This is a genomic window from Streptomyces sp. NPDC030814, from assembly GCF_055572155.1.
Map to the genome: position 1 here is coordinate 57,787 of NZ_JBVIDX010000016.1, position 26,691 is coordinate 84,477.

Genomic DNA, 26,691 nt, shown 5'->3' on the forward strand with positions numbered 1-26,691 from the left:
CCTCCGGTCACCCCTCGGCGGCCTCGCGGGCGATCCGCTCGAACTGGGCGCCCATGGCCTCGGAGAGCGCCTGGGCGGCGGAGAGCGGTCGCACCATCACCGTGAACTCGTCGATCCTGCCGTGCTCGTCGAAGTGCAGGAAGTCGCAGCCCTGGAGCTGCTTGCCGGCCACGGTGGCGGTGAAGACGAGGGCGTGGTCCCGGCCGTCGGGGTTGGCGATCTCGCGGACGTAGGTGAAGTCCTCGAAGACCCGGGACACGGCGCGCAGGATCGCGGCAGTGATGGCCTTGCCCGGGTACGGCTTGAAGGCGACGGGGCTGGTGAAGACGACCTCGTCGGCCAGCAGGGCGGCGACGGCGTCCATGTCACCGCTCTCGACGGCCTTGCGGAAGGGATGCATGAAGCCAGCCTTTCATATTCAAAAAATTGACTACCTGAAGGGAGGCTAGAGGGTGCGTTCCACCTCTGTCTACAGAGTGTCTACGGGGCGAGAGCGGTAAATGGTCACCTCGTTGAGTACTCACAGCGGTGTTAGCGTGGGTCCATGGCTTTGCGGAACGCGGTGATGGCCGCGCTGCTGGAGGGCGAGGCGTCCGGGTACGACCTCGCGAAGGCGTTTGACGCGTCGGTCGCGAACTTCTGGATGTCGACCCCCCAGCAGCTCTACCGGGAGCTGGAGCGCATGGAGACCGAAGGGCTGGTCGCGGCCCGCGTCATCGAGCAGGAACGCCGCCCCAACAAGCGGCTGTTCTCTCTGACGGAGGCCGGGCGCGCGGCCGTGCACGCCTACACCGTCGAGCCCCTGGGCAAACCGTCGGTGATCCGGGACGAGTTGATGGTCAAGGTGCAGTGCGTGGACGCGGGCGACATCGAGGCCGTACGCAAGGCCGTCGCCGAGCGCATGGAGTGGGCCACGGCCAAGTTGGCCCGTTACGAACGACTTCGCCGGCGCCTGCTCGACGGGCGCTCGGAGGAGGCGTACTTCGCCGAGGCCGAGCGCGTCGGCCCGTACCTCACCCTGCTGCGCGGCATGTCCTTCGAGCGGGAGAACCTCCAGTGGGGCGACATGGCGCTCCGCCGTCTCGACCAGCGCGCGAACGCGCTCCGCGGCGAGGGCTGACCACGAAGGTCCCACCCGGCCGACGACGCCCTACGCACGCTGGTACTCAACAAGGTGAGTGCTCACGGGGTGGCGGCAGTCACCGGCAGCAGGTCGGGGCGCTTGGGTCGGCGGCCGTCGCCGGAGGACCGGCCGCGGAGTCGACGGACGAGCCAGGGGCCGAGGAAGGTGCCGGCCCAGTGCAGCTCGGTGCCCACGGCCCGCAGTCCCGAGGCCGCCGCCCCGTCGACCGGCAGCGGCAGCGTCCATCGGTCGTCGCTGCCGGGCAGGCCGAGCGCGTAGGCGACGGCGTCCGCGATGCGGGCGTGGCCGAGCGGACCGGCGTGCAGCCGGTCGGCGCTCCACAACCGCGGGTCGGTCACCACCGGGTGCGCGGCCGTCTCCGCCACCACCACCTGGTGCCGTGCGGCGGCCGCCCGGATGCGCTCGTTGAGGGCGAGGACCCGGTGGCCGAGCGGGCGGGCCACCGGAGTGATGCGCCCGACGTCGGGAAACATGAGCGTCGCGACGGTGGCGCCCTGTGCGGTGAGCGCGGCGAACATCGCCTCCAGATGACCGGCCACCTCGTCGAGGTCACAGCTCGGGCGCAGCACGTCGTTGACACCGGCCACCACGGTGGCGAGGTCGGGGCGCATCGCGAGCGCCGGGGCGAGCTGCTCCGCCCGCACCTGGCCCGCCTTGCGTCCGCGCACGGCGAGGTTGGCGTAGAGCAGGCCGGGGCTGCGCTGGGCGACCCGCTCGGCCAGCCGGTCCGCCCACCCGCGAAGCCCGTGCACGTCGTCGCCGTCCCCGACCCCCTCGGTGTGGCTGTCCCCCAGGGCGACGTACCGCAGATACGCACCGCTCGACATGGGCCGACCGCCTCCTTGTCCAAGCCGCCCTCAAAGGCGGCGCCCCGTCGGCCTGATACCCAACTATCGACCTAGGTGCATTGTTGACTATGACGATAGCGTCGAGCCAGGCGCCCCCACAACCAGCGCCGAACGGTCGCGGGCCGTCGCGGGGGCGCCGGCCGTCGCGGGCCGTCACCGGCCGTCGTGGGGGGGGCGGGCCGTCGCGGGGGGGCGCGGGCCGTCGCGGGCCCTCGTCACCGGACACGGCCGGGGCGGCAGCAGAAGTGCTCAGTCGAGTCGGTGAACGACGTCGCTGGATGACGCGTTCGTCCGGCGGACCGCCAGGAGCGCCGCGCCGATGTCCGCGGCCGCTCGCGGATCGGACAGGGAGCGGGCCGTGAGCTGCTCGACGCGGCGCAGCCGGTAGCGGACGGTGTTGGGGTGGACGAACAGGCTCCGCGCCGCGTCGGTGGCGGACCCCGCGGCGGCATACCAGTGCTCCAGGGTTTCCAGGAGTCGAGCGCGCTCCGCGACCGGGAGGTCGAGCAGGGGCTGGAGGACCACCTCCACGAGGTGCGCCGCCTCGGCGGGGGCCGCGGCGACGACCATCGCCAGCGGGGCGTCGTCGAACCGCGCGACGCCGGGACCGGTTCCCTGCAGGCCGGCCAGAGCCAGGCGGGCGAAGCGCAGGGCCCGGGTGGTGTCCCGCAGCGAGTGGAAGCACGGGCTGACACCGACGCGGGCACCCGCTCGGCGCAGGATGCGCAGGCAGGTGCTCTCCAGCGCCGCAGAGGGCAGGGCGGCCAGGCCGATCTGCTGGTCGGGCAGCAGCCGCCAGACGAAGTGGACCTGGGCCTGGCGCAGCGCCGCTTCCACCCCCGCCAGCGGCTCCTCACCGGGAGCCTCGGCCGCCGCGGCGGCGACGACATAGGGACCGCGGTCGGGCAGACCCAGCTCGCGGGCGGCCTCCCACAGCGTGCGATCGGCGATGACACCGGTGAACAGCGCGTCCATCAGCGCCGAGCGACGCGCCTGACGACGCGCGGTCAGCTCGGCGCTCGTCTCACGGTAGGCCGCCGCCACGGCCTCCGCGTAGCGGCCGAAGAGGGCCCAGATCTCAGCGGACTGGGACACCAGTTGGGCGTCGTCGACCTCGGGATGAGTGCGCGCCTCGGCAAGGATCTCCGTCCATACGAGCTCGAAGCCGATCCGGTACGCGTGCAGGGTGTCCGCCAGCGGCACGCCCTGCTCGGCGCGGACACGGCCGGTCTCCCGCGCCGGGCTCGGGGCCTGCGCGTCCGCGTGGCCGAGCTGGTTCAGCAGCAGCTCCGCGTTGGCGGTGCACGAACGGCGCAGCGAGTCGAAGGGGATCAGTGACTCGTTCTGGTAGGCGTCGACATCCGAGCGGATGCGCTGCGCCACCCGTTCGCCCAGTTCCGGCAGTCTCGCCTGAAGCGCCGAGACCACCCCTGAGACCTTCATTCCCGCAGCGTAACGCGCCCGCTTTGTTCCTGGGAACAAGCCGGGAGGGCGGACGCTGTCCTACCGCACATAGGCCGTCGCCACGGAGATCTGCACGATGTCGTCAACGTGAACAGCGGATTTCAACGGTGACTTTCGTGGAGGCGATCATGGCCAATCTGGCTCAGTTCCTGGTGGAGACGGCACAGCGGCAGCCGGAGCGCCCCGCGCTGCGACTCGGGGACCGGGTCACCAGCTACGCGGAGCTCGACGAGCGCAGCGCTCGCGCCGCCGCGCTGCTGCGGGCGAAGGGCGTACGACCGGGAGACCGGGTCGCTCTGATGCTGCCCAACGTTCCCGAGTTCGTCGCCCTCTACTACGGCGTGCTGCGCGCCGGAGCGGTCGTCGTCCCGCTGAACCCGCTGCTGAAGACCCGCGAGACCGAGTACCACCTGCGGGACTCCGGCGCGGTGCTGCTCTTCGAGTGGCACCAGGCGCCCGGCGAGGGCGCACAGGGCGCGGCCGCCGCCGGCGTGCGGCACATGGCCGTCGAGCCCGCCGCCTTCGCGGACCTGCTGGCCGGACACGAGCCGCTGCCCGGGGTGAGCGCGCCGGACGGCGAGGACGTGGCGGTGCTGCTGTACACCTCCGGCACCACCGGCCGACCCAAGGGCGCCACCCTCACGCACGCCGGACTGCGGCACAACACCGAGGTCAACGCGGTCTACGTGCAGCAGATGACGGCGGACGACGTGGTCGTGGGCTGCCTGCCGCTGTTCCACATCTTCGGCCAGATCTGCACGATGAGCGTGACTGTCCGCGCCGGTGCCTCGCTCACCCTGATCCCCCGCTTCGATCCGCAGACCGTCCTGGACGCCATCGCCCGGGACGGGGCGACGATCTTCGAGGGCGTGCCGACCATGTACGCCGCACTGCTCCAGCACCCGTCGGAAGCCGATGTGTCCACACTGCGGATGTGTGTCTCCGGCGGAGCCTCCCTGCCGGTGGAGATCCTGCACGGCTTCGAGCGGCGCTTCGGTTGCATGGTGCTGGAGGGCTTCGGCATGTCCGAGACCAGTCCCGTCGTCACCTTCAATCACCCCGACCGGCCGCGCAAGGCCGGATCCATCGGCACCCCGATCAAGGACGTCGAGGTGCGGCTCGTCGACGACAAGGGTCAGGACGTGGCTCCCGGCGAGGTCGGCGAACTGGCCGTCCGCGGGCCGAACGTGATGAAGGGTTACTGGAACCGCCCGGAGGAGACGGCCGCCACCATCCCGGACGGCTGGCTGCGCAGCGGCGATCTCGCACGCCGGGACGAGGACGGCCACCTCTACATCGTCGACCGCAAGAAAGACATGATCATCCGCGGCGGCTACAACGTCTATCCGCGCGAGATCGAGGAGGTACTCCACGAGCACCCGGCCGTCGCGCTGGCCGCGGTGGTGGGCGTGCCCGACGCGCATCTGGGCGAGGAGATCGCGGCCGCGGTGGTGCTGCGCCCGAAGGCCGAGGCCACGCCCGAAGAGCTCCAGCGGTTCGTCAAGGAGCGCGTGGCAGCGTACAAGTACCCGCGCCAGGTGTGGCTCGTGGACACACTGCCGACCGGCCCCAGCGGCAAGATCCTCAAGAGAGAGATCACCGCGCCGGCAGGCTGAACGCCGACGGCTGAAGCGAACGGCCCCTGGCCGGGCGGCTCGATGAGACGGCCTCACCGAAGGGGCACCCGGATGTCCCTTCGGTGAGGCCGCCCCGCGCCTCGGCATCCGCGCGCCACCTCAGCGTCACCTTTCAGCGAATCGCTGCGCCAGGAACTGGCACGTCCGCACGGCCGCGTGTCCGTCGTCGAACCGGGCAGCGTCGACACCGTCGGCCGCATCGTCACCCGTCCCCGGCATACCGCCGCCACCGAACCCGACGGCCGACACCATCGTCCGCGCCTGTGACGGCAGCGACGCTCCACCGTCAGGGAGCGTCTGAGGCACCGGCGGGCAGTCCGACCTGCGCCGCCGCGTCCGGCATCCCGCACCGTCCCCGCCGCACACCTGCCCGTCCGCAAACGGCCGACGTACCGCGAGTCCGCTTTCACCACCGTCCGCCTGCGCCCGAAGATCACTCGCGGAACCTCCGTCGGCCTGGTCACCGCCCGATCCTCCGGCGGGCCAACACCCGCACAGCATGCGTCAGCGCGGGAAGACGACCGTCAGCAGGCGGAAGAGTTCGGCGCGCTCCTCGTCGGACAGCTGGTCCAGGCCGGTCTGCGTCTGCTCCATCCGCTCACGGATCGCGTCGATCGCCTTCTCGCCCCCCTCGGTGAGGGCGACGTTCTTCACACGGCGGTCGGTGGCGCTGACCTCGCGGCGGACCAGGTCGCGCTTTTCGAGCCGGTCGATGATCCCGGTCATGTTCGACGCGTCACAGGCGAGGGTGTGCGCCAGCGACCGCATCGAGGCGGGTGCGCGACGCAGCACCGTGAGGGTCTTCGCCTGGCTGGAGGTCAGGCCCATGTCAGCGGCGGCTGACGTGAAGTCGGCGTAGTGCGTACCGACCGAATGGGCGAGCAACTCCATGAGCTGCGCCTTGGACGGGATGGGGGACATACGTCGAGGGTACCGCGAAAAGCTTGAACCTCCCAACCTTTGACATCCACCAGCTCTTATTATTTGATGCCTTCAAGCATCGAGTACCTCAATGGTTTGACTCCTCGACCATCGATGCACCCATCCTTCGGGCTCCCCTTCCCTTCCCTTCCCTTCCCTTCCCTTCCACAGGAAAGAACACCGTGAAGTCCTCTGCTGCCACCGCCCCGGAGCACCGCACCGGCCGCCTCAGCCTCGTGCTGGTCCTGGGCCTCGCCGCCATGGTCGTGTCGATGATGCAGACCCTGGTCATCCCGATCCTCGGCATCATCCAGAACGACCTCGGCGCCACCACTGCCCAGGTCAGCTGGGTCACCACCGCCACGCTGCTGTCGGCCGCGGTCTTCACCCCGCTGCTCGGCCGCTTCGGCGACCAGCACGGCACGAAGCCGACCCTGCTCGGCGTGCTGGTGGTGATGGTCGCGGGATCCGTACTCGCGGCGACCACGAGTTCCCTGCTGTGGCTCATCGTGGCCCGCGTGATGCAGGGCGCCGCCACCGCGATCTTCCCGCTTGCGCTGTCCGTGCTGCGGACAGAGGTCGAGCCGTCGCGGCTGCCCGGCGCCATGGCCCTGGTCAGCGGAACGCTCGGGTTCGGCAGCGGCCTCGCCCTGGTGAGCGCCGGGCTTCTCTCCCAGGGTGCCGACCCCGACTACCACCAGGTCTTCTGGCTGGCCGCCGCGCTCGCCACCGCAGCACTCATCGCGGTCGCGGTCGCCGTCCCCGCGCCCCGCATCCGGACAGGCGGGCGCACGGACTGGCTCGGCGCGGCCGGTCTCGCCCTGGTGCTCGTCCTGCTCCTGCTGCCCATTTCGCAGGGCCACACCTGGGGCTGGACCTCGCCCCGCACGCTCGCCCTCTTCGCGGGCGCCGTCGTCATGACCGTCATCTGGGTCCTCGTCGAACGCGGGGTCCGCGACCCCCTGGTGGACATGAAGATGTTCGTCCACCGCCCGGTGCTGTTCACCAACGTCGCCGGAGTCCTCGTCGGATTCGCCATGTTCGCGCAGTTCATCGGTGTCTCCTACCTCGTCCAGACGCCCGCTGACATCGCCGGCTACGGCTTCGGCGCCTCCGTCCTGCGCGCCTCCGTCGTCTACCTGCTTCCCTCCGCCCTCGTCTCACTCGTCGCCGCCCAGTTCGGAGGCATGCTGGTACGCCGCATCGGCGCGCGTCTCACCCTCGCCACCGGCGCCACCTTCGGCGTCATCGGTTTCGCCTGGCTGACCCTCGCCCACGACACCACCGCTTCGGTGATCCTGGCCGGCATGGTCGTCGGCATCGCCATCAGCTTCGGCTACGCCGCGATGCCCGCGCTGATCGTGGCCGGCGTCCCGCACCACCAGACCGGCATCGCCAACGGCATCAACTCCATCTCCCGCTCCGCCGGCAGTGCCATCGGCAGCGCGGTCGTCACCTCCCTGCTCGCCTCCCAGACGCTCGACAACCTGCCCGCCGGAGTTCCCGCGCTGCCCGCCGAGAGCCAGTACACCCTGAGCTTCGCCCTCGCCGGCATGGCCTTCCTGCTGGTCATCGGCGTGGCCATGGTCGGCCTGGCGATCCGCCGCAGGTCCCCCTCGCCCGCCACGGACACGCCCGCCTCGTCGGGCGACGCCGAGATCACACCCGACCGCGCGGCCGTCACGGTCTGACCGCGGCGCACGCAACAAACGTTCCCTACCTCCGGATGCCCACGACCTTTCCCTCCAGACCGTCAGACCGTCAGACCGTCAGACCGTCAGACCGTCAGACCGTCAGACCGTCAGACCGAAGATCCTCTTCCGCCCCGGCCGCATCCAGCCGCCGGCGTCGCGCCGACAGCAGCCGACCCGCCTGGGCGACCAGAAACGCCTCATGGACGACACGCTGGAGCGGCTCGGCGCCGGCACGTGCATGCTGGTCACCTGCTACCGCAAGGACGGCACCCCCGTCGTCACCCCGGTGTGGGTGGTCCGCGACGGCGACACGCTGGGCGTTGCGGACCAGCCGACTCCTGGAAGGTCAAGCGGATCCGGGCACGCGGCGACGGAGCGGACATCACCGCGGCATGCCGCCCGACCTCGACCCGCTGTAACACGGGCTGCTTGCAAGCACTGTGGGCCGCAAAGCACCAAAAGGGGGCGCGGGGAACGCGCGACGGGCCACCACGCGCCCGCAACCGTCGACGAACCCGCGCCGACCTACGGACCGGCGGTCCCCGGAACGGGAACCGGCCGGCCCTCCGCCTCTCAGTCCAGCGACGTCATCACGTGCTTGATCCGCGTGTAGTCGTCGAACCCGTAGCCCGAGAGGTCCTTGCCGTAGCCGGACTTCTTGAACCCGCCGTGCGGCATCTCCGCGACCAGCGGAATGTGGGTGTTGATCCACACGCACCCGAAGTCCAGTGCCTTGGACATCCGCATCGCCCGCCCGTGGTCCTTCGTCCACACCGACGACGCGAGGGCGTACTCGACGCCGTTCGCCCACTCGACGGCCTGGGCCTCGTCGGTGAACGACTGCACCGTGATGACCGGACCGAAGACCTCCTTCTGAATGATCTCGTCGTCCTGCTTCAGCCCGGAGACGACGGTCGGCGCGAAGAAGTAGCCCTTGTCACCGACCTGCTTGCCCCCGGCCTCCACACGTGCGTGCGCCGGCAGCCGCTCGATGAACCCGGAGACCTGCTTGAGCTGGTTGGGGTTGTTCAGCGGCCCGAACAGCACGTCCTCGTCGTCCGGCTGCCCGGTCTTCGTGTCGGCGGCGGCCTTGGCCAGCGCGGTCACGAACTCGTCGTGGATCGACTCCTGCACCAGCACCCGCGTGGCCGCCGTACAGTCCTGCCCGGCGTTGAAGAAGCCCGCCACGGAGATGTCCTCGACGGCCTTGGCGATGTCGGTGTCCTCGAAGACGACGACCGGCGCCTTGCCGCCCAGCTCCAGGTGGACCCGCTTGAGGTCCTTGGACGCGGACTCGGCGACCTGCATGCCCGCCCGTACCGAACCGGTGATGGACGCCATGGCGGGCACCGGGTGCTCGACCATCAGGCGGCCCGTGTCACGGTCACCGGTGATGACGTTGAAGACGCCCTTCGGGAGGATCGCCCCGATGATCTCGGCCATCAGGACGGTCGACGCCGGCGTGGTGTCCGACGGCTTCAGGACGACCGTGTTGCCCGCGGCGATCGCCGGGGCGAACTTCCACACGGCCATCATCATCGGGTAGTTCCAGGGCGCGACCTGGGCGCAGACACCGACCGGCTCGCGGCGGACGATGGAGGTCATGCCCTCCATGTACTCGCCGGCCGAGCGGCCCTCCAGCATCCGGGCCGCACCCGCGAAGAAGCGGATCTGGTCGACCATCGGCGGGATCTCCTCGGACCGCGTGAGCCCGATCGGCTTGCCGGTGTTCTCCACCTCGGCCGCGATGAGCTCCTCGGCCCGCTCCTCGAACGCGTCCGCGATCTTGAGCAGGGCCTTCTGGCGCTCGGCCGGGGTGGTGTCCCTCCAGCCGGGGAACGCGGCCGCGGCGGCGGCCATGGCCGCGTCGACGTCGGCCTCGCCGGACAGGGGCGCGGTCGCGTAGGCCTCGCCGGTCGCGGGGTTGACCACCTCGGTGGTCCGTCCGTCGACCGCGTCGCGGAACTCCCCGTCGATGTAGTTACGCAGACGACGCAGCTCGGTGCTCACTGCCGTGCCCTCCAGATGTGGGTTCCAGATGGTGGTGTCCATCCTTTGAGACACCACCCTAATCCGCCGCCCGACGTTTTCAACACCCCCGACACCAGACTTGCTGCGAAATCCGCAAGCTACAGCACAGTAAACAACGAATTTCATCGATCCGGCCTTGCGGAACTGTCGATACCTCGTGCAGAGTGAGCTCGTGGCCAGTCGAAGCGCAGAGCAGAGAGACTCCAGGGAGCCCAGGAGGGACTCCAAGGAGCCCAGGAACGGCACTCCCCAGTTGGACGCCGTCTCCCTCGCCATCGTCGAGCAGCTGCAGGAGGACGGCCGCCGGCCGTACGCCGCGATCGGCAAGGCCGTCGGCCTCTCCGAGGCGGCCGTGCGCCAGCGCGTCCAGAAGCTGCTGGACCAGGGCGTGATGCAGATCGTCGCCGTCACCGACCCGCTCACCGTGGGCTTCCGGCGGCAGGCGATGCTCGGCATCAATGTCGACGGTGACCTCGATCCGGTCGCGGACGCGCTGACGGCCATGTCTGAGGTCGAGTACATCGTGATCACCGCGGGCTCGTTCGACCTCATGGTGGAGGTCGTCTGCGAGGACGACGACCACCTCCTCGAGGTGATCAACAAACGCATCCGGACCCTGCCCGGCGTGCGCTCCACCGAGAGCTTCGTCTACCTCAAGCTCAAGAAGCAGACCTACATGTGGGGAACCCGATAACCGTGAGGACGCGATAACCGTGAGCCCCAAGGACCTCAGCAAGACCGCGTACGACCACCTGTGGATGCACTTCACCCGCATGTCGTCGTACGAGAACACCCCGGTCCCCACCATCGTCCGGGGCGAGGGCACGTACATCTACGACGACAAGGGCAAGCGGTACCTCGACGGTCTCGCCGGTCTCTTCGTGGTCCAGGCGGGCCACGGCCGCACCGAGCTCGCGGAGACAGCGCTCAAGCAGGCGCAGGAGCTGGCCTTCTTCCCGGTGTGGTCCTACGCCCACCCGAAGGCCGTCGAGCTGGCCGAACGCCTCGCCCACCATGCCCCCGGCGACCTGAACAAGGTCTTCTTCACCACCGGCGGCGGCGAGGCGGTCGAGACCGCCTGGAAGCTCGCCAAGCAGTACTTCAAGCTCGTCGGCAAGCCGACCAAGTACAAGGTCATCTCCCGCGCGGTCGCCTACCACGGCACCCCGCAGGGCGCCCTGTCGATCACCGGCCTGCCCGGTCTCAAGGCCCCGTTCGAGCCGCTGGTCCCCGGCGCGCACAAGGTCCCGAACACCAACATCTACCGCGCCCCGCTCTTCGGCGACGACCCCGAGGCATTCGGCCGCTGGGCCGCCGACCAGATCGAGCAGCAGATCCTCTTCGAGGGCCCGGAGACGGTCGCGGCCGTCTTCCTGGAGCCGGTGCAGAACGCCGGAGGCTGCTTCCCGCCGCCGCCCGGCTACTTCCAGCGGGTCCGCGAGATCTGCGACCAGTACGACGTACTGCTCGTCTCCGACGAGGTCATCTGCGCCTTCGGCCGGCTCGGCACCATGTTCGCCTGCGACAAGTTCGGCTACGTCCCGGACATGATCACCTGCGCCAAGGGCATGACCTCGGGCTACTCCCCGATCGGCGCCTGCGTGATCTCCGACCGCATAGCCGAGCCCTTCTACAAGGGCGACAACACCTTCCTGCACGGCTACACGTTCGGCGGCCACCCGGTCTCCGCGGCGGTCGGCCTCGCCAACCTCGACCTGTTCGAGCGCGAGGGCCTCAACCAGCACGTCCTCGACAACGAGGGGGCGTTCCGCTCGACGCTGGAGAAGCTCCACGACCTGCCGATCGTCGGCGACGTCCGCGGCAACGGCTACTTCTACGGAATCGAGCTGGTCAAGGACAAGACGACGAAGGAGAGCTTCGACGCGGACGAGACCGAGCGGATCCTCTACGGCTTCCTGTCGAAGAAGCTGTTCGAGAACGGCCTGTACTGCCGCGCCGACGACAGGGGCGACCCGGTCGTCCAGCTCGCCCCGCCGCTGATCTCCGACCAGTCGACCTTCGACGAGATCGAGCAGATCCTGCGCGCCACGCTGACGGAGGCGTGGACCCTGCTGTAAACCGCCCGTCCGGCGCCTCGACGGCCCGGGATGCCCCCGTACGAGTGAGATGGGGGCGTCCCGGGCCGCGTGCCGTCGGGCCCCGCCACCCGTCGTGCCTAGCGTGCCTGGTAACCGATCAGCCCTGCTTTCGTTCCCCCGGACGGGGACTCCCCACGGCAATTCCTGATCCGAACCGAGGTGTACGCCCATGGAGGCCCCGCCGGACAACGACGTGCTCTGGGCACGCGGTCTCACCTACGCGCACGACGGCTCGCCCGCGCTCCAAGGCGTGTCGATGAGCGTACGGGTGGGCGAGATCGTCGCCGTGACCGGTCCACGCGGCAGCGGCAAGACCACGCTCCTGCGCTGTCTGTCCGGACAGCTGCGGCCCCTGAAGGGCGAGGTGTGGTTCAACAGCGTCCCGGTGCACACCATGGGGGCGGTCTCACGCGAGCGGCTGCGCCGTGACCGCTTCGGCTGGATCGACCCGGAGCCCGCGCTCGTCCCCGAGCTGAACGTCTGGGAGAACACCGCTCTGCCGCTGATGCTGCGCGGCACGGGCCGCCGGGCCGCCAAGTCCGCCGCGCTGGAGTGGCTGGAGCGCCTCGACATCCGCGACGCGGCCCGCAAACGGCCGCACGCTCTGCTGCAGGCCGAGCGGCAGCGGGTGGTCGTCGCCCGCGCCCTGGTCGCCGCGCCGACCGTGCTCTTCGCCGACGAGCCGACCGCCTCGCTGCATCGCGCCGAGCGCTCCCATGTCCTGCGCACTCTCATCACGGCGGCCCGCTCCCACGACATCACGGTCGTCCTCGCCACCTACGACCCGGAGACCGCCGCCCTCGCCGACCGCTCGGTGACCCTGCTGGACGGCCGGTGCGTGAGGACCGTGCACCTCCCGTCCGCCGCCCACGGCGCAGCCCGGACCGCTGTGCGCCGTGCGGCCCGGCCCCCCGCACGGGGAGACGCCCGGACCCCCTACGAGGACGAGCGCCTCGCCGCCGCCGTCGGCGGAACCCGGCACACCGCCGGGGCCGGAGGGCGGCCCGCCACCGAAGCCGGGAAGCCCGTCGCCGCCCACGGCGGGGAACCGGTCGCCGTCGAAGGCGATGGGCCGGCCGCCGCCGAGGGGGACGGCAGCTCCGGCCCAGGGGACCGCCCGTCCACCGCCGAGGGAGGAGGCCGGGCCGCGTGCTCGCTCTCCGCCTAGCCCGCCGGGCCCACCCGGTCGTCCAGCTCCGCCGGTTGCTGGTCGTCGCGGCCTCCGGCGGCACGGGTTTCCTGCTGCTGTGCGCGCTGGGGCACGCCCTGTCCCATCAGCACGCACCCTCCGGCTCGCTGCTCCGACTGCTCTGGTGCCTCGCGCCCGCCGCCGCCACGGTCCACTTCGCGGTGGCGGTCGCCCGCACCGACCCCGGCACCCGGCCACGCCCCGGCCTCTCCGCCATCGGCCTCGGCCCCGTCCGGCTCATGGCCGTCTCCGCCGTGACGACCGCCCTGTCCACCACCCTCGGCTCCCTGCTCGCCCTGCTCTTCTTCCTCCATCTGCGAGGCGATCTCACCGGCATGCCCTTCGACGGCTCCGCCGCCGACGCCCTCGCCGCCGACCGCCCCCTGCCCCTCCCGGCGGCCCTCACCCTCCTCGCCCTGGTCCCGGCCGCGGCCTCCGTGACCACGGCTCTGGTCCTGCGCCCCCACGGCATCCGGCCCCGCGCCGTCGGCCCCAGCACGCGCTTCATGGCGTACGACACCTTCGACACCCGCCGCCGCCAGGTGCTGGAACCGGCGGGTGCGACGAGGTTCGAGGAGGAGCCGGAGCCCCAGCCCGAGGAGGAGGCCGCCGCGACCGCCGAGTCCCTGCAGCCACCGGCCCCGCGCCCCGCGCCCGGCGGCCTGCCGTGGGGCATCGCCGTGCTCGCCGTCGGCATCGCCGCCGAGACCTACGCCGGGCAGTCCGGCGCCGGCTCACCCCTCACCCTCCCCGGCGGCTTCGCCGACAGCCCCGCCGGGGTACTCGGCGGCTGGCTGCTGACCGCGCTGGGGCTGGTCCTCTCCGGGCCCGGGCTCACCCACCTCACCGGCCGGCTGCTCCAGGCCGTACGGCCGGGGGCGTTGCGGCTGCTGTCCGGGCGGGTCCTGCAGGCGGAGGCCCGGCGGATCGGGCGTCCGCTGGGCGTGGTGTGCGCGGTGGCCTCCGGCACGTACGCCATGGCGACGCTGTCCACCCCCGGCGCACGCCCCGCGGTCGGTCCGCTCACCCTGCTGGGCGCCGCCGTCGTGGCGGGCTGCACCGTCCTCACCCTCGCCACGGCCGCCATCGAGGCCCGGCAGGCGCACGCCGACACCACGGCCGCGCTGCTGCGACTGGGGGCGCCCGCCGCGCTGCCCCGCCGGGCGGCCCTGCTCCGGGCGGGCGCTCTGCTCGCTGTCTTCGGCCCGCTCACCTGGACGGTCGCGGAGCTCGCGGCACATCCGCTGGCCTCCTGACCTGCGTCCCGCGGCGGCTTCGAGGGCGGCCGGAGAACTCGTACGAAAAAAATCCGGGACCGGCGATGAGTTCCGCGGAGGGCCCCGGTCTACCCATGCGAACGGACCGAAGCCCACGACGGACCGACCGACGCCTACGGGAGAGACTCGCATGTACCAGCAAATGATCTTCGTGAACCTGCCCGTGAACGACCTCGACGCCTCCAAGAAGTTCTTCACGGAACTCGGGTACTCGATCAACCCCCAGTTCAGCGACGAGAACGCCGCCTCGGTCGTGATCAGCGACACCATCGTGGCGATGCTGCTGACCAAGCCGTTCTACGCGACCTTCACCAAGAAGGAGATCGCGGACGCCACCCGGACCAGCGAGGTGCTGCTGTGTCTGAGCGCCGAGAGCCGCGAGAAGGTGGACGAGTTGGTGGAGAAGGCGGTCGCCGCCGGCGGTACGGCGTCGGAGAAGGTCCAGGACATGGACTTCATGTACGGCCGCGCCTTCGACGACCTCGACGGCCACACCTGGGAGGTCGTGTGGATGAACCCCGATGTCATCGAGGGCTGATTCCCGGCGGTATGACCGCGTCCCCGGGTGGCTCGCGGTGGATCGCCGTGACACCGCGGAGCTCCACCGGCAGGGTGCCTAGCATGGGCGGGTGCAGACGATGCCCGCCCATGCGGCCCACCACAACGACCGCGAGATCGAGACGATCGAGGAGTTCGACGCGACCGTCTCGGCACGCGGCACCCTCTCCGGATACCGCGTCCAGGCCGTCGACCTGACGGACCGTACGCGCGAACTGCTCGCCACCGACACGGCGGGCGCCGTCTTCCTCGGCTGCCCGATGCGCGACGACGCGGCGGCGAAGATCCGCGCGGACGGCGCCATGGTCTTCCCGCCCATACCGGATCTGCCCTTCGACCCGTACCGCGGTCTGCTCTACTCCCCCGATGAACTCTTCGCGTCCCTGTCGGACGGCGGTTACGAGGCGACACCGGACGCCCGCTCGTACGCCTGGTTCCAGCGGACCAAGGCCGACCGGGACGTCTTCGCCTCCACACTGCGCGCCGTCCATGACGACTCCGTCTCCGACGCGCTCGACGAACTCCTCGTGGGCGCACGGGTGGTGGGGGTGATGGGCGGCCACGCGATGGCCCGTGGCACCGAGGCGTACGAGGGCGCCGCCCGCCTCGGCCGGAGCCTCGCCCGATCCGGTCTCACGGTCGCCACCGGCGGCGGCCCGGGCGCGATGGAGGCCGCCAACCTCGGCGCCTACGCCGCCCCGTACGACGACGAGATGCTCGCGGAGGCCCAGCAACTGCTGGCGAAGGCACCGAGGTTCACACCGTCGATCACCGACTGGGCGGGCGCCGCATTCGAGGTGCGCGCCCGCTGGCCCAAGGGCGGCACCTCCGTGGGCATCCCCACCTGGTTCTACGGCCATGAGCCGCCCAACCCGTTCGCCTCCCACATCGCCAAGTACTTCGCCAACGCCACCCGTGAGGACGGCCTCCTCGCCCGCTGCGACAACGGCGTCGTCTTCCTTCCCGGCGCCGCCGGCACCGTGCAGGAAATCTTCGACAACGCCACCCCCAACTACTACGAGTCCCGTGGCGAACCCACCCCGATGGTCCTCGTCGACCGCACCCACTGGACGGAGAGACTCCCCACCTGGCCCCTCCTCCGTTCCCTGGCCCGTGGCCGCTCCATGGAGTCCCGCATCGCCCTGGTCGACCGGATCGAGGACGTCCCGGAGGCGTTGGAGCAGCTCCGGGGATGAGGGGGCGCATGGCGGAACGGGAGTGGCGGTGGGGGCTGTTCATCACTGAGCAAAGCCAACGGCTCGGACGCTTCTTCGGATTGACAGTACTTATGGCACGCTTATAAACCTGTGAGGCACATGGGGAAGCCGCTCCACCCGCGGCGCCTCCGTCACCCCCACCCCCCTGTGCTCCCCGTGAAGGGCAAACGTGTCCACATCTCCCCGAATCGCGCGAGCAGCGCGTCGTCTCGGTGTCGCCTCCGCTTCCGCCGCACTCGTGGTCGGCGTCGCGGGCAACGCCATGGCCTCCAGCATCAAGGACTTCTCCGCCGTGGCGGAGTGCGACGGCGACAAGGGCGTCATCCGCGTGACCGACGTGGACCCGCTGGGCGTCCCGGCCGAGGTCACCGTCTACCTGGAGAACAACGGTGCCGACCTGCGCAAGGTCGGCACCCAGGTCATCGAGGACTCGACCGCCGAGGGTGTGACCGTCACCTTCGACGAGAAGTGGAAGCCGAAGGCCGAGTACCGCATCCACATCGCGGCGGACGAGTACGTCGACGAGGACCTGCCGATCCTGGTCACGCCCGACGAGTCCTGCAAACAGGCCGACACCCCGCCCGCCGCCTCCGGGAAGACGGAGAAGCCCGGCAAACCCGCGAACCCCGGCAAACCCGGCAAGCCCGTGGAGAAGGAGCCCGCCAAGGCCGGCAAGTCCCCCACCCCGGCGGCCTCGGAGAGCGACACGCCCGCGGGTTCGAGCGGCAACAACAACGTCCCGTCCTCCGAGGGCGACTCCAACCTCGCGGAGACCGGCGCCGACTCCCACACCGGTCCCACAGCCGCCATCGCGGCGGCCCTGGTCGCCCTCGGCGCCGGTGCCGTGCACTACAGCATGCGGCGTCGCGGATCCTCCATGCGCTGACCGTGCTCGTACGGGCGGCGGCCCGCGCTCCTCGCTGAGGGGGCGGGCCGCACGCGTGTCGGGGTGCTGACATCGACGGCTCAGGCTCACCCGAAGGTCGCCCGCTCCAGCCAGAAGTCCAGCAGTTCCCGGTCCCCCAGGACCTCCAGCCGCCCGCCGTCCGGCGGCAGTCGGCGGTAGAAGGCCAGCAGCACGTCGGTGAGCGGGCCCCGCAGCACGACGGTCGCCTTCTCGTGTCCCCGCCGCCAGAGCACGCCCTCCTCGGTCAGCTCGACGAACCACTCGGCCGTCACCCCGGCGGCGGTGTCCGTGGCGTGGAGGTGGATGCTGCGGCCGGGGCCGCGCAGTTCATTGGCCGCGTCGTGCGGCATGGTCCGCTGGGCGAACTCGACGATCTCCAGCCACTCGTCGATCGCGTCGGCGGCGATCTCCGGCGCCACCTCGAACGGCAGCCCGGCGGCGAGCGTCGCGTCGGCCCGGTGGACGACCAGCTCATGGGTCATCCGGCGGGCCCAGAACCCGGCGGACCGCTCCCAGCCCCAGGTCCACACCGGCGCCCGGGGCCCGGCCTCCCGCAGCGTGGCGAGGAGCGCCTGACCGGACTGAGCGAGCCAGGCGTCCAGGGCGGCCGGGTCCCCCCGCTTCCCGGGGCCGTCGTACAGCGGCACCCGCTCCTCGGGCACCTCTTCCTCCGCCCGGGTCCGTACGGTGAGTTCGACCCAGCGCAGGGCACCGCCGGTGTGCCGGACGAGCTCTTCCAGCGACCAGTCGGGGCAGGTCGGCACGGTCGCCGACAGGTCCGCACCGGAGGTCACGACGTCCCTCAACTGCCTCACCTGGCGGTCGATCTCGGCGCAGTAGCGGTCATGACGGTCCTGGGGCTCTTGTGTACGCAGCGTCATGATTCCGGACCTTATGCGGGCGGGCCGTCACCGAGCACAAGGATTTCAGCGGCGTCGAAGGCCACGCCGACCCGGTCGCCGGGTTCCGGCGCGTCCCGCAGCGCGCACGCCGCCTCCAGGCGCGGGGCGCCCTCGGGCTGGAGGTGGACGGCGACATGGGTGCCCCGGAAGGTACGCGCGGCCACGATGCAGCGCAGCCCTTCGGCGGCGTCGACCAGCCGTACACCGGCGGGCCGCACCAGCAGTGTGCCCGGCCCCTGCCGCGAGGCCTCGGGCACCGGCACCTTGCCCCAGGGGGTGTCGGCGGCCTGCCCGGTCACCGTCGCGTCGACCACGTTGTCGAAGCCGAGGAAGCGGGCCACGAACTCGTCCGCCGGCCGCTGCCACACTTCCAGGGGCGTACCGGACTGGGCGATCCGCCCGTCCCGCATCACCACGACCCGGTCGGCCAGCGCGAAAGCCTCCCCCTGATCGTGCGTGACCGCCAGCACGGTCGTACCCAACTCCGCGAACAGCTCGCGGAGTTCGACGACCAGCCGCTCGCGCAGCGAGCGGTCCAGCTGGCCGAGGGGCTCGTCGAGCATGAGCAGCCGGGGGCGTGGCGCGAGGGCCCGGGCCAGCGCGACCCGCTGCTGCTCACCACCGGACAGCTCCCCGACCCGGCGGCGCGCGGCCCCGGGGAGTCCGACCAGCTCCAGCAACTCCCCCACAAGGGCGGCACGTTCGTCCTTGGCGGCGCCGTGCATCCGCGGCCCGAAGGCGACGTTGCCGGCGACGTCCCGCTGGGGGAAGAGCTGATGGTCCTGGAACATCAGGCCGACCCCGCGCTTGTGTGCCGGCACGCCCGACTGGTCGCGCCCGTCCAGTGACACCCTTCCGGCGTCGAGCGGCTGGAGCCCTGCGACCACCCGCAGCAGGGTCGACTTGCCGCTGCCGCTCGGCCCCAGCACGCACACGATCTCGTGCTCGGCCATGTCCAGATCGACCCCGTCGAGCACGGGCCGCCCGTCGAACCGTACGGTCGCGTCCTCGATCCTCAGCAACATCAGAACTCCCCCGTGCCGTCGGTGCGGAGGCGCTCCAGCACCAGCAGGGCCACCGCGCACACCACCATCAGAATCGTCGAAAGAGCCATGGCCTGACCGTAGTTGAGGTCGCCGGGCCGCCCGAGCAGCCGGGCCACGGCGACCGGCAGGGTCGGGTTGTCGGCGCGCGCGATGAACACGGTCGCCCCGAACTCACCGAGCGAGACGGCGAAGGCGAACCCGGCCGCGATCAGCAGCGCCCGCCGTACGAGCGGCAGGTCGACCTCTCGCCACACCCGCCACGGCGACGCCCCGAGCACGGCCGCCGCCTCCCGCAGCCGATCGTCCACCGCCCGCAGCACGGGCAGCAGGGTCCGTACGACGAAGGGGACGCCGACCAGGGCCTGGGCGAGGGGCACCAGAATCCAGGAGCTGCGCAGGTCGAGCGGCGGTTCGTCCAGCGCGATCAGGAAGCCGAAGCCGACGGTCACGGCGGACACCCCGAGCGGCAGCATGAGCAGTGCGTCGAAGCCCCGGACGAGACGGTCGGTGACGGGGGTTCCGCCGTTCCCGCGGGGGCGGGAGCGCAGGGTGAGGGCTGTCGCCGCGAGCCCGCCCACGAGGACGGCGAGGGCGGTCGCGGCGCACGCGTAGGTGAGCGAGTTTCCGATCGCCTCGATCGGCGCCACCAGGAAGACCCCACTGTCGTCGCTGGTCAACGCCTTGTAGTAGCCGAACCCGGGGGCGTCGAGCGACCGCTGGACCAGCACGCCCAGCGGCAGCAGGATCAGCACGACCACCGTGGCGAGGACCCCGGCGAGCAGCGCCCACTGCCCGCCCCCGCGGGGCCGCCGTGCCGTGAGCGACGCGTCGACCAGACGCAGCGCGGCCTCCCGCCGCCGCACCGTCCAGGCGTGCACGGCGAGGATCAGCCCGACCGCGACGAACTGCACGAGCGTCAGCACGGCTGCCGTCGTCAGGTCGAAGATCTCCGAGGTCTGCCGGTAGATCTCCACTTCGAGCGTGGAGAAGGTCGGCCCGCCGAGGATCTGCACCACCCCGAACGAGGTGAAGGTGAAGAGGAACACCATCAGGGCGGCGGCGGCCACGGCGGGCGCGAGAGCCGGCAGGGTCACCTTCCGCCAGGCCGCGAGCGGGGACGCCCCCAGCATGCGCGCGGCCTCCTCCTGCCGCGGGTCGAGCTGCGCCCACAGCCCGCCGACCGTCCGTACGACGACCGCGTAGTTGAAGAACACATGTGCGAGCAGGATCGCCCACACGGTGGTGTCCAGCCGTACGCCCCACAGCTCGTCGAGCAGCCCACCACGCCCGACCAGCGCGAGGAACGCCGTACCGACGACCACGGTGGGCAGCACGAACGGTACGGTCACGACCGCCCGCAGGATGTCCTTGCCCCTGAATGCGAAGCGCGCGAACACATACGCGCCGGGGAGCGCGATCAGCAGGGTGAGGGCGGTCGAGACGAGCGCCTGCCAGGTGGTGAACCACAGCACGTGACGGATCCCGGAGTCCCCCAGTACCTCAGCCATCCGCCCGAACTGCCAGCTTCCGCCGCGGTCGCCGGCCTTCAGTCCCCGCACGACGATCGCCGCGACGGGGTAGGCGAAGAACACCCCGAAGAACGCGACAGGCAGGGCCATCAGCCCGAGCCGCGCCGCGCTCCCCCTACGGGCCACCCGCCGGGGCACGGCGTTCGCCGTCCCGGGAGGCTTCTTCGCTACTTCAGTACGAGCGAGGTCCATGACTTGACCCACTCGTCACGGTTCTCGGCGATCTTCGCCGGCTCCATGGTCTCCGGGTCCTTCGCGGCGGGGCCGTACTCGGCGAAATCGGCGGGCACGGACGCGCCGTCGACGACCGGGTACACGAACATGTTGAGCGGCATGTCCTCCTGGAACCTCTTCGAGATCAGGAAGTCGATGAGCGCCTTGCCGCCCTCGGCGTTCCGCGCGTTGCTCAGCAGCCCCGCGAACTCGATCTGCCGGAAGCAGGTGCCGGTGGCGACGCCGGTGGGCGCGGTCTTCGGACGCGGCTTGGCGTAGATGACCTCGGCGGGCGGCGAGGAGGCGTACGACACGACGAGCGGCCGGTCGCCACCGGCCTTCTTGCCGTCGGCGGAGCCGGAGAACTCCTGGTAGTAGGCCTGCTCCCAGCCGTCGACGACCTTGACGCCGTTGGCCTTGAGCTTCTTCCAGTACGCCTGCCAGCCGTCGTCGCCGTACTTCGCGGCCGTGCCGAGGACGAATCCGAGGCCGGGCGAGGAGGTGGAGGCGTTCTCGGTGACGAGCAGGTTCTTGTACTCGGGCTTGATCAGGTCGTCGAACGACTGCGGCGGCTCGATCTTCTTCCCGCTGAAGTACGCCTTGTCGTAGTTGACGCAGATGTCACCGGAGTCGATCGGCGTGACCCGGTGCTCGTCCTTGTCGAGCTGGTACGCGGCGCCGACCTTGTCGAGGCCCTTCGCCTCGTACGACTGGAAGAGCCCGTTGTCGAGCGCGCGGGACAGCAGGGTGTTGTCGACGCCGAAGAAGACGTCGCCCTGCGGGTTGTCCTTGGTCAGGATCGCCTGGTTGACGGCCTGGCCCGCGTCGCCGCTCTTGAGGACCTTGACCTTGTAGCCGGACTCCTTCTCGAACGCCTTCAGCACGTCCTTGGAGTAACCGAAGGAGCCGTGGCTGACAAGCGTGACCGTCTTGGAGCCGCCCGATCCGGTGCCGTCCGACGACGAACCGCACGCGGACAGCGTGACGAGGCCGAGGCCGACGGCCGCGGCGACGAACGTTCTGATGTGCACTGATGTCCTCCTGGGGGTGACCAGGAAGAGACGCGGCCCTGCCCGGGACTCCCTTGGCGGGTTCCCGGGCAGGGCGCAACAGCTTGAGTGAAGACCGAACTTCCTACCCAGAATGACCTGGGCGAGGTTCAGAGGGTCTGCGGCCTGGATGCCGCACTCTCAGCGCTGTGGCGCTCCCCTGTCGGAATATGCAGATGTGTACGAAGGTCACACTACCCCGTGGCCGGATTCCGACTCCTGGGTGGTGGGGGTTGGGCCGACGGCTGCTGCCCGGCGTCGTGACCCGGCTGGTACGGGCCTTGCTACCGCTCGGTGGCCGCGAGCTGGCCGCAGGCCCCGTCGATCTCCTGACCCCGGGTGTCCCGGATGGTCACCGGTACCCCGTGGGCGGCGATGGCCTCCACGAAAGCCTTCTCGTCCTCGGGCCGCGACGCGGTCCACTTCGAGCCGGGCGTCGGGTTCAGCGGGATGAGGTTGACGTGCACCGGCCTGCCCTTGAGCAGCCGGCCCAGCCGGTCACCACGCCACGCCTGGTCGTTGATGTCCCGGATCAGCGCGTACTCGATGGACAGCCGCCGCCCGGACTTCGCTGTGTACTCCCATCCGGCGTCGAGGACCTCGCGCACCTTCCACCGGGTGTTGACCGGTACGAGGGTGTCGCGCAGCTCGTCGTCCGGGGCGTGCAGCGAGATCGCGAGCCGGCATTTGAAGCCCTCGTCGGCGAACCGGTGGATGGCCGGCACCAGCCCGACCGTCGACACGGTGATCCCACGCTGCGAGAGCCCGAGCCCGTCCGGCTCCGAATCGGTGAGCCGCCGGATGGCACCGACGACCCGGTTGTAGTTCGCCAGCGGCTCGCCCATCCCCATGAAGACGATGTTGGAGAGCCGAGCGGGCCCACCGGGGATCTCCCCGTCCCGCAGCGCCCGCATCCCGTCCACGATCTGGTGGACGATCTCGGCGGTGGACAGATTCCGGTCCAGCCCGGCCTGCCCGGTGGCGCAGAAGGGGCAGTTCATCCCGCACCCGGCCTGCGAGCTGATGCACATGGTGACCCGGTCCGGGTACCGCATCAGCACCGACTCGACGAGCGTCCCGTCGAACAGCCGCCACAGCGTCTTGCGGGTGGTGTCCTGGTCCGTCGACAGATGCCGTACGACCGTCATCAGCTCCGGAAGCAGCGCCTCCTGGAGCTTGGTGCGCGCACCGGCGGGGATGTCGGTCCACTGCTCCGGGTCGTGCGCGTACCGCGCGAAGTAGTGCTGCGAGAGCTGCTTGGCACGAAACGGCTTCTCCCCGATCGCCGCCACCGCGTCCTTGCGCTCGGCGGGCGTGAGATCGGCAAGGTGCCGCGGCGGCTTCTTGGCTCCGCGGGGGGCGACGAAAGTGAGTTCTCCGGGTGCAGGCATAACCCACCCAGTGTCGCAGATCGACTCGGGTGCCCGGCGGCCGGAGGTCCGGCCTCCGCGGCCTCTGAGTCTCCCGCTCCCGCCGTTCCCCCTCGCACGGGTGTGCGTGCACCGAGAACCGAACACCTCCCTGGGGCGTGATACCGGAGAACGCACACGGGAACGGGGGGACGCGAGTGGGATCCGCATTACGCATGAGACCGGTGGTGCTGGCCGCTGCCGTGGCCGGGGCCATGGTCACGGGGGCGGTGTCGGCGGACGCCGGGCAGCCGGCGCCGGCCGCCGCCTCCGCCGCGCCGGACGGGGCCGGGACCACCACGGAGGCGAAGGCCGGGGCCGGGCCGGCGGCGACCGTCACATTGATCACCGGCGACCGTGTGGCCGTCGGTTCCGACGGCCAGGTCGTCGAACTGATGCGCGGCAAGGGCCGCGAGAAGATCGGCTTCTCCGTGCGGCGCGCGGCCGGTCACACCTATGTCGTCCCGCAGGACGCCCTGCGTCCGATCGCCGACGGACTGCTCGACCGGCGGCTCTTCGACGTCCGGCGGCTGGTCGAGGACGGATACGACGACGCGCGCCGCGGCACGCTGCCGCTGATCGTCGGCTACCGGAAGAGCACGGGGGCGAAGGCCCCCGCCGACGCCGACGACCCGTTCGCAGGCGTGGCCGTCCGGGAGCGGCGTGCGCTGCCCGCCGTCGGCGGTGAGTCCTTCGAGGCGCCCAAGGCCGATGCCCCGGCGCTGTGGGCGGCCGTGACCGGCCGCTCCCCGGCCCGCACGGCAGGCGGCTCGGCCACTCACGAGCGGCCCCTCGCCCATGTCTGGCTGGACGCGAGGGTCCGGGCCGCCCTCGCCGAGAGCGTGCCCCAGATCGGCGCGCCCGCCATGTGGAAGTCCGGCTACACCGGCAAGGGCGTCAAGGTGGCGGTCCTGGACTCGGGTGTCGACCAGACCCACGCGGACCTCAAGGGCGTCGAGATCGCACAGAAGAACTTCAGCGGCTCCCCCGACGTCAGGGACCGCTACGGGCACGGTACGCACGTGGCCTCCATCGTGGCCGGCAGCGGCGCGAAGTCCGGCGGCCGCTACAAGGGCGTGGCGCCCGAAGTGAGGGTGCTCGACGGCAAGGTCCTGGGCGACGACGGCTACGGCGACGTCTCCGGCATCGTCGCCGGCATGCAGTGGGCCGTGGACCAGGGCGCGCAGGTCGTCAACATGAGTCTGGGCGCCCTGGACGAACCGGGGGTCGACCCGATGGAGGCTGCCGTCGCCCGGCTCTCCGGCAGGGCCCTGTTCGTGGTGGCCGCGGGCAACAAGGGCGCGGACGGACCCGGCACCGTCCAGTCGCCCGGCAGCGCCGCCGCGGCGCTCACCGTCGGTGCCGTCGACAAGCAGGACCAGATCGCCGACTTCTCCGGCCGGGGCCCGAACCTCGACGGCACGCCCAAGCCGGACATCACCGGCCCGGGCGTCGAGATCACCGCCGCCCTGACCACGCAGAGCGAACAGCCCTCCAGTGAGGGTTACGTCGCGCAGACCGGCACGTCGATGGCCGCCCCGCACGTCGCGGGCGCCGCCGCCCTGGTGCTCCAGCAGCACCCGGACTGGAGCGGGGCCCGGCTGAAGTCGCTCCTGACCGGCTCGGCCGAGCCTCACCCGCGGCTGCACGCCCACCAGCAGGGCGCGGGCCGGGTCGACCTGGAGCGCGCCGCCAGGGCCCACACGGTCTCCGAGCCCGGCTCCCTCGGCTTCGGCCTGCAGTCCTGGCCGCACTCCGACGACAAGCCGGTCGTCAAGACCCTCGCCTACCGCAACTACGGCACCCGGGCCGTCACCCTGAAGCTGACCGTCACGGGGACCGATCCGTCGGGCGGCCCCGCCCCCGCCGACATGTTCAAAGTCAACGACGCCCAGCTCACTGTTCCGGCCGGCGGTACCGCGAAGACCACCGTCACCGCCGACACCCGCAAGGGCACCGTCGACGGCGTGTTCGGCGGCACCGTGCTGGCGTCGGGAGACGGCCAGCAGGTACGCACCGGTCTGGTGGTCGAGCGCGAGGTGGAGTCGTACGACGTCACCGTGCGGCACATCGACGCCGACGGGGCGAACGCGGACACCTACTCGACGATGATCACCCGCCGAGACGGGGACGGCGGCTACGTGGAGCTGCCGAGCCGCCCGAACGGCACGGTGGTCCAGCGGCTGCGCAAGGGCTCCTACCACCTGGAGAGCCTGGTCTTCGCGGAGGACAACGAGCTGGGCTTCTTCGTGCAGCCGGTGCTGGAGATGAACAAGGACCTGACGGTCACCCTCGACTCCCGCAAGGCCAAGCCCCTCGCCGTGAAGGCACCGGACAAAGCCGCGAAGCTCGTCACGTCCGTCGTCGGTTACTACGACGAGACCCTGGGCACGGGCAACTACTGGTTCACCGACGGGGTGCCGCCGATCCGCACGGCCGCCCTCGGCGCGGCGTCCGCCACGATGCGGGCCCAGTTCAACGGCGTGTGGAAGAAGCCGGGCGCGGCCGGGAAGAACGTCGACTACCGGCTCGCCTTCCACCGCAAGGGCAGCTTCTTCACCGGCCTGAACCGTACGGTCACCCGGGCCGAGGTCGCCGAGGTCAAGCTGGGCTTCGGTGCCTCCGTCACCGGCACCAAGGGCCGGGTCCACATCAGGCCGCTGGACGAACTCGGGAACAGCATCGGCATCCAGGAGCCACAGGAGCAGAAGCTGCCGCAGTCCACCACGCACTACCTCAGCACTGAAGGGGTGCGCTGGTCCTGGACGGCCGCGCAGCTCAATGCCCGTGGCGAGGCGCGCGTGCGGTACCTGAAGGAGCGGGTGGCCTACAAGCCGGGCTCCAGCCACACCCTGAGGTTCAACACCGGTGTGGTCGGCCCCGACCTCTCTGCTGCGGGGGTTGACGGGCAGGGCGCCGAGCGGACCGGTGACCACGTCAGCGCCATGATCCCGCTGTTCAACGACGGCGGCGGCAACCGCGGAAACTCGATCGTCACCAGCGGCTTCGCCCGGCTGGAGTCCGGCGGGCGGACCCTCGGCGAGGGCGCGGCGACGGACATGCTGACCGCCGAGGTCCCCGCCGCCTCCGCCTCGTACCGTCTGACGGTCGAAGCGAGCCGCTCCACCGCGGACACCTCCACCAGCACCAAGGTGGCAGGGGTGTGGACGTTCACGTCGGGCCGCCCGGCCCAGAACCGTACGGTGAGGCTGCCGCTGTCGACGGTGCGTTTCACGCCGAAGCTGAGCCTGAGCGGGACCGCCCCTGCGGGCGGCACCCTCAACGTGCCGCTGAAGCTGACGGGCGCCGCCGCGGCGGCCGGGCAGGTCGCCACGCTGACCGTGAAGGTCTCCTTCAACGGGGGCAAGACCTGGAAGACGCTGTCCGTGAAGACCGACGCGAAGGGGGCGCGCTCGGTCACCGTGAAGCATCCGGCGGCCGCCAAGGCTGTGACCTTCCGGGTGGACCTCAGGGACAAGGGCGGCAACGCGGTACGCCAGACGATCACCAACGCCTACCGGCTCGCACCGTGAGGTGATTCCGGGGCGGCGACCGTC

At 71.0% G+C, this 26,691-nt stretch carries 20 protein-coding genes and 2 pseudogenes; 12 read left to right on the plus strand and 10 right to left on the minus strand.

The window, feature by feature from the left end; translation table 11 throughout:
- Positions 1 to 7 precede the first annotated feature (7 nt).
- Complete coding sequence (locus tag ACZ43N_RS28665; protein WP_468101578.1) at positions 8 to 400, minus strand: nuclear transport factor 2 family protein; 393 nt, start codon at positions 398 to 400, stop codon at positions 8 to 10.
- Positions 401 to 544: 144 nt separating this feature from the next.
- On the opposite strand from ACZ43N_RS28665, the gene ACZ43N_RS28670 reads away from it, so the two are divergent.
- Positions 545 to 1,120: a PadR family transcriptional regulator gene (locus ACZ43N_RS28670; protein WP_468101580.1), complete on the plus strand. Its 576-nt coding sequence runs from the start codon at positions 545 to 547 to the stop codon at positions 1,118 to 1,120.
- 62 nt (positions 1,121 to 1,182) lie between these two features.
- Here ACZ43N_RS28670 and ACZ43N_RS28675 read toward each other — a convergent pair whose 3' ends face one another.
- Entirely contained in the window at positions 1,183 to 1,971 is a 789-nt protein-coding gene (locus ACZ43N_RS28675; RefSeq protein WP_468101581.1) for an SGNH/GDSL hydrolase family protein, read from the minus strand.
- Positions 1,972 to 2,241: 270 nt separating this feature from the next.
- Positions 2,242 to 3,435 carry a PucR family transcriptional regulator gene (locus tag ACZ43N_RS28680; RefSeq protein WP_468101582.1) on the minus strand — a complete coding sequence of 398 codons (1,194 nt, stop codon included), beginning with the start codon at positions 3,433 to 3,435 and terminating at the stop codon, positions 2,242 to 2,244.
- 149 nt (positions 3,436 to 3,584) lie between these two features.
- Here ACZ43N_RS28680 and ACZ43N_RS28685 point away from each other — a divergent pair, with 149 nt between their 5' ends.
- Entirely contained in the window at positions 3,585 to 5,072 is a 1,488-nt protein-coding gene (locus ACZ43N_RS28685) for a long-chain-fatty-acid--CoA ligase (protein ID WP_468101584.1), read from the plus strand.
- Positions 5,073 to 5,597: 525 nt separating this feature from the next.
- Here the strand turns inward: ACZ43N_RS28685 and ACZ43N_RS28690 are convergent.
- Complete coding sequence (locus ACZ43N_RS28690) at positions 5,598 to 6,014, minus strand: MarR family winged helix-turn-helix transcriptional regulator (RefSeq protein ID WP_468101585.1); 417 nt, start codon at positions 6,012 to 6,014, stop codon at positions 5,598 to 5,600.
- Positions 6,015 to 6,196: 182 nt separating this feature from the next.
- Here ACZ43N_RS28690 and ACZ43N_RS28695 point away from each other — a divergent pair, with 182 nt between their 5' ends.
- Both ACZ43N_RS28695 and ACZ43N_RS28700 read left to right on the plus strand, forming a co-directional pair.
- Positions 6,197 to 7,705: an MFS transporter gene (locus ACZ43N_RS28695; protein WP_468101587.1), complete on the plus strand. Its 1,509-nt coding sequence runs from the start codon at positions 6,197 to 6,199 to the stop codon at positions 7,703 to 7,705.
- 202 nt (positions 7,706 to 7,907) lie between these two features.
- Positions 7,908 to 8,080, plus strand: a pseudogene (locus ACZ43N_RS28700) (PNPOx family protein); the annotation flags it as partial.
- Between the two features lie 201 nt (positions 8,081 to 8,281).
- Here ACZ43N_RS28700 and ACZ43N_RS28705 read toward each other — a convergent pair.
- Positions 8,282 to 9,718, minus strand: coding sequence for a gamma-aminobutyraldehyde dehydrogenase (locus ACZ43N_RS28705; RefSeq protein ID WP_468101752.1), 1,437 nt, complete (start codon positions 9,716 to 9,718; stop codon positions 8,282 to 8,284).
- A 178-nt stretch (positions 9,719 to 9,896) separates the two neighbouring features.
- On the opposite strand from ACZ43N_RS28705, the gene ACZ43N_RS28710 reads away from it, so the two are divergent.
- The 7 genes and pseudogenes from ACZ43N_RS28710 to ACZ43N_RS28740 all read left to right on the plus strand — a co-directional run bounded on the left by ACZ43N_RS28710 (position 9,897) and on the right by ACZ43N_RS28740 (position 16,965).
- Positions 9,897 to 10,433: an Lrp/AsnC family transcriptional regulator gene (locus ACZ43N_RS28710; protein WP_468101588.1), complete on the plus strand. Its 537-nt coding sequence runs from the start codon at positions 9,897 to 9,899 to the stop codon at positions 10,431 to 10,433.
- 19 nt (positions 10,434 to 10,452) lie between these two features.
- Positions 10,453 to 11,817 carry an aspartate aminotransferase family protein gene (locus ACZ43N_RS28715; RefSeq protein ID WP_468101590.1) on the plus strand — a complete coding sequence of 455 codons (1,365 nt, stop codon included), beginning with the start codon at positions 10,453 to 10,455 and terminating at the stop codon, positions 11,815 to 11,817.
- A gap of 190 nt (positions 11,818 to 12,007) precedes the next feature.
- Positions 12,008 to 12,727: pseudogene (locus ACZ43N_RS28720) on the plus strand (ABC transporter ATP-binding protein); the annotation flags it as partial.
- 260 nt (positions 12,728 to 12,987) lie between these two features.
- Positions 12,988 to 14,283: a hypothetical protein gene (locus ACZ43N_RS28725; RefSeq protein WP_468101592.1), complete on the plus strand. Its 1,296-nt coding sequence runs from the start codon at positions 12,988 to 12,990 to the stop codon at positions 14,281 to 14,283.
- Between the two features lie 151 nt (positions 14,284 to 14,434).
- Positions 14,435 to 14,842, plus strand: a complete 408-nt coding sequence (locus ACZ43N_RS28730; RefSeq protein WP_468101594.1) for a VOC family protein — start codon at positions 14,435 to 14,437, stop codon at positions 14,840 to 14,842.
- 91 nt (positions 14,843 to 14,933) lie between these two features.
- Positions 14,934 to 16,058: an LOG family protein gene (locus ACZ43N_RS28735; protein ID WP_468101595.1), complete on the plus strand. Its 1,125-nt coding sequence runs from the start codon at positions 14,934 to 14,936 to the stop codon at positions 16,056 to 16,058.
- A 190-nt stretch (positions 16,059 to 16,248) separates the two neighbouring features.
- Positions 16,249 to 16,965: an LAETG motif-containing sortase-dependent surface protein gene (locus ACZ43N_RS28740; protein WP_468101597.1), complete on the plus strand. Its 717-nt coding sequence runs from the start codon at positions 16,249 to 16,251 to the stop codon at positions 16,963 to 16,965.
- Positions 16,966 to 17,051: 86 nt separating this feature from the next.
- Here the strand turns inward: ACZ43N_RS28740 and ACZ43N_RS28745 are convergent, their stop codons facing one another.
- From ACZ43N_RS28745 to rlmN, 5 genes are all read right to left on the minus strand, one after another.
- Complete coding sequence (locus ACZ43N_RS28745) at positions 17,052 to 17,867, minus strand: maleylpyruvate isomerase family mycothiol-dependent enzyme (RefSeq protein ID WP_468101599.1); 816 nt, start codon at positions 17,865 to 17,867, stop codon at positions 17,052 to 17,054.
- 11 nt (positions 17,868 to 17,878) lie between these two features.
- Positions 17,879 to 18,913 carry an ABC transporter ATP-binding protein gene (locus ACZ43N_RS28750; protein WP_468101600.1) on the minus strand — a complete coding sequence of 345 codons (1,035 nt, stop codon included), beginning with the start codon at positions 18,911 to 18,913 and terminating at the stop codon, positions 17,879 to 17,881.
- Positions 18,913 to 20,655, minus strand: coding sequence for an ABC transporter permease (locus ACZ43N_RS28755; RefSeq protein ID WP_468101602.1), 1,743 nt, complete (start codon positions 20,653 to 20,655; stop codon positions 18,913 to 18,915). Before ACZ43N_RS28755 ends, ACZ43N_RS28750 begins: the two co-directional genes overlap by 1 nt.
- The gene (locus ACZ43N_RS28760) at positions 20,631 to 21,707 is read right to left on the minus strand and encodes a thiamine ABC transporter substrate-binding protein (protein ID WP_468101603.1); all 1,077 of its coding nucleotides are present in this window, start codon (positions 21,705 to 21,707) and stop codon (positions 20,631 to 20,633) included. The genes ACZ43N_RS28755 and ACZ43N_RS28760 overlap by 25 nt, the downstream gene beginning before the upstream one ends.
- 302 nt (positions 21,708 to 22,009) lie before the next feature.
- Complete coding sequence (gene rlmN / locus ACZ43N_RS28765; protein WP_468101605.1) at positions 22,010 to 23,116, minus strand: dual-specificity RNA methyltransferase RlmN; 1,107 nt, start codon at positions 23,114 to 23,116, stop codon at positions 22,010 to 22,012.
- Positions 23,117 to 23,310: 194 nt separating this feature from the next.
- Here rlmN and ACZ43N_RS28770 point away from each other — a divergent pair, with 194 nt between their 5' ends.
- Positions 23,311 to 26,667 (plus strand): S8 family serine peptidase, encoded by a 3,357-nt coding sequence (locus ACZ43N_RS28770; RefSeq protein ID WP_468101606.1) that lies wholly within the window; start codon positions 23,311 to 23,313, stop codon positions 26,665 to 26,667.
- The last annotated feature ends 24 nt before the right edge of the window (positions 26,668 to 26,691 follow it).

What these genes read in the sequence shown, in the direction of transcription:
- ACZ43N_RS28730 (WP_468101594.1), top strand. Translation starts at nt 14,435, where the DNA reads ATGTACCAGCAAATGATCTTCGTGAACCTGCCCGTGAACGACCTCGAC.
- ACZ43N_RS28745 (WP_468101599.1), bottom strand. Translation starts at nt 17,867, where the DNA reads ATGACGCTGCGTACACAAGAGCCCCAGGACCGTCATGACCGCTACTGC.
- rlmN (WP_468101605.1), bottom strand. Translation starts at nt 23,116, where the DNA reads ATGCCTGCACCCGGAGAACTCACTTTCGTCGCCCCCCGCGGAGCCAAG.
- ACZ43N_RS28755 (WP_468101602.1), bottom strand. Translation starts at nt 20,655, where the DNA reads ATGGACCTCGCTCGTACTGAAGTAGCGAAGAAGCCTCCCGGGACGGCG.
- ACZ43N_RS28675 (WP_468101581.1), bottom strand. Translation starts at nt 1,971, where the DNA reads ATGTCGAGCGGTGCGTATCTGCGGTACGTCGCCCTGGGGGACAGCCAC.
- ACZ43N_RS28750 (WP_468101600.1), bottom strand. Translation starts at nt 18,913, where the DNA reads ATGTTGCTGAGGATCGAGGACGCGACCGTACGGTTCGACGGGCGGCCC.
- ACZ43N_RS28770 (WP_468101606.1), top strand. Translation starts at nt 23,311, where the DNA reads ATGAGACCGGTGGTGCTGGCCGCTGCCGTGGCCGGGGCCATGGTCACG.
- ACZ43N_RS28670 (WP_468101580.1), top strand. Translation starts at nt 545, where the DNA reads ATGGCTTTGCGGAACGCGGTGATGGCCGCGCTGCTGGAGGGCGAGGCG.
- ACZ43N_RS28680 (WP_468101582.1), bottom strand. Translation starts at nt 3,435, where the DNA reads ATGAAGGTCTCAGGGGTGGTCTCGGCGCTTCAGGCGAGACTGCCGGAA.
- ACZ43N_RS28685 (WP_468101584.1), top strand. Translation starts at nt 3,585, where the DNA reads ATGGCCAATCTGGCTCAGTTCCTGGTGGAGACGGCACAGCGGCAGCCG.
- ACZ43N_RS28690 (WP_468101585.1), bottom strand. Translation starts at nt 6,014, where the DNA reads ATGTCCCCCATCCCGTCCAAGGCGCAGCTCATGGAGTTGCTCGCCCAT.
- ACZ43N_RS28665 (WP_468101578.1), bottom strand. Translation starts at nt 400, where the DNA reads ATGCATCCCTTCCGCAAGGCCGTCGAGAGCGGTGACATGGACGCCGTC.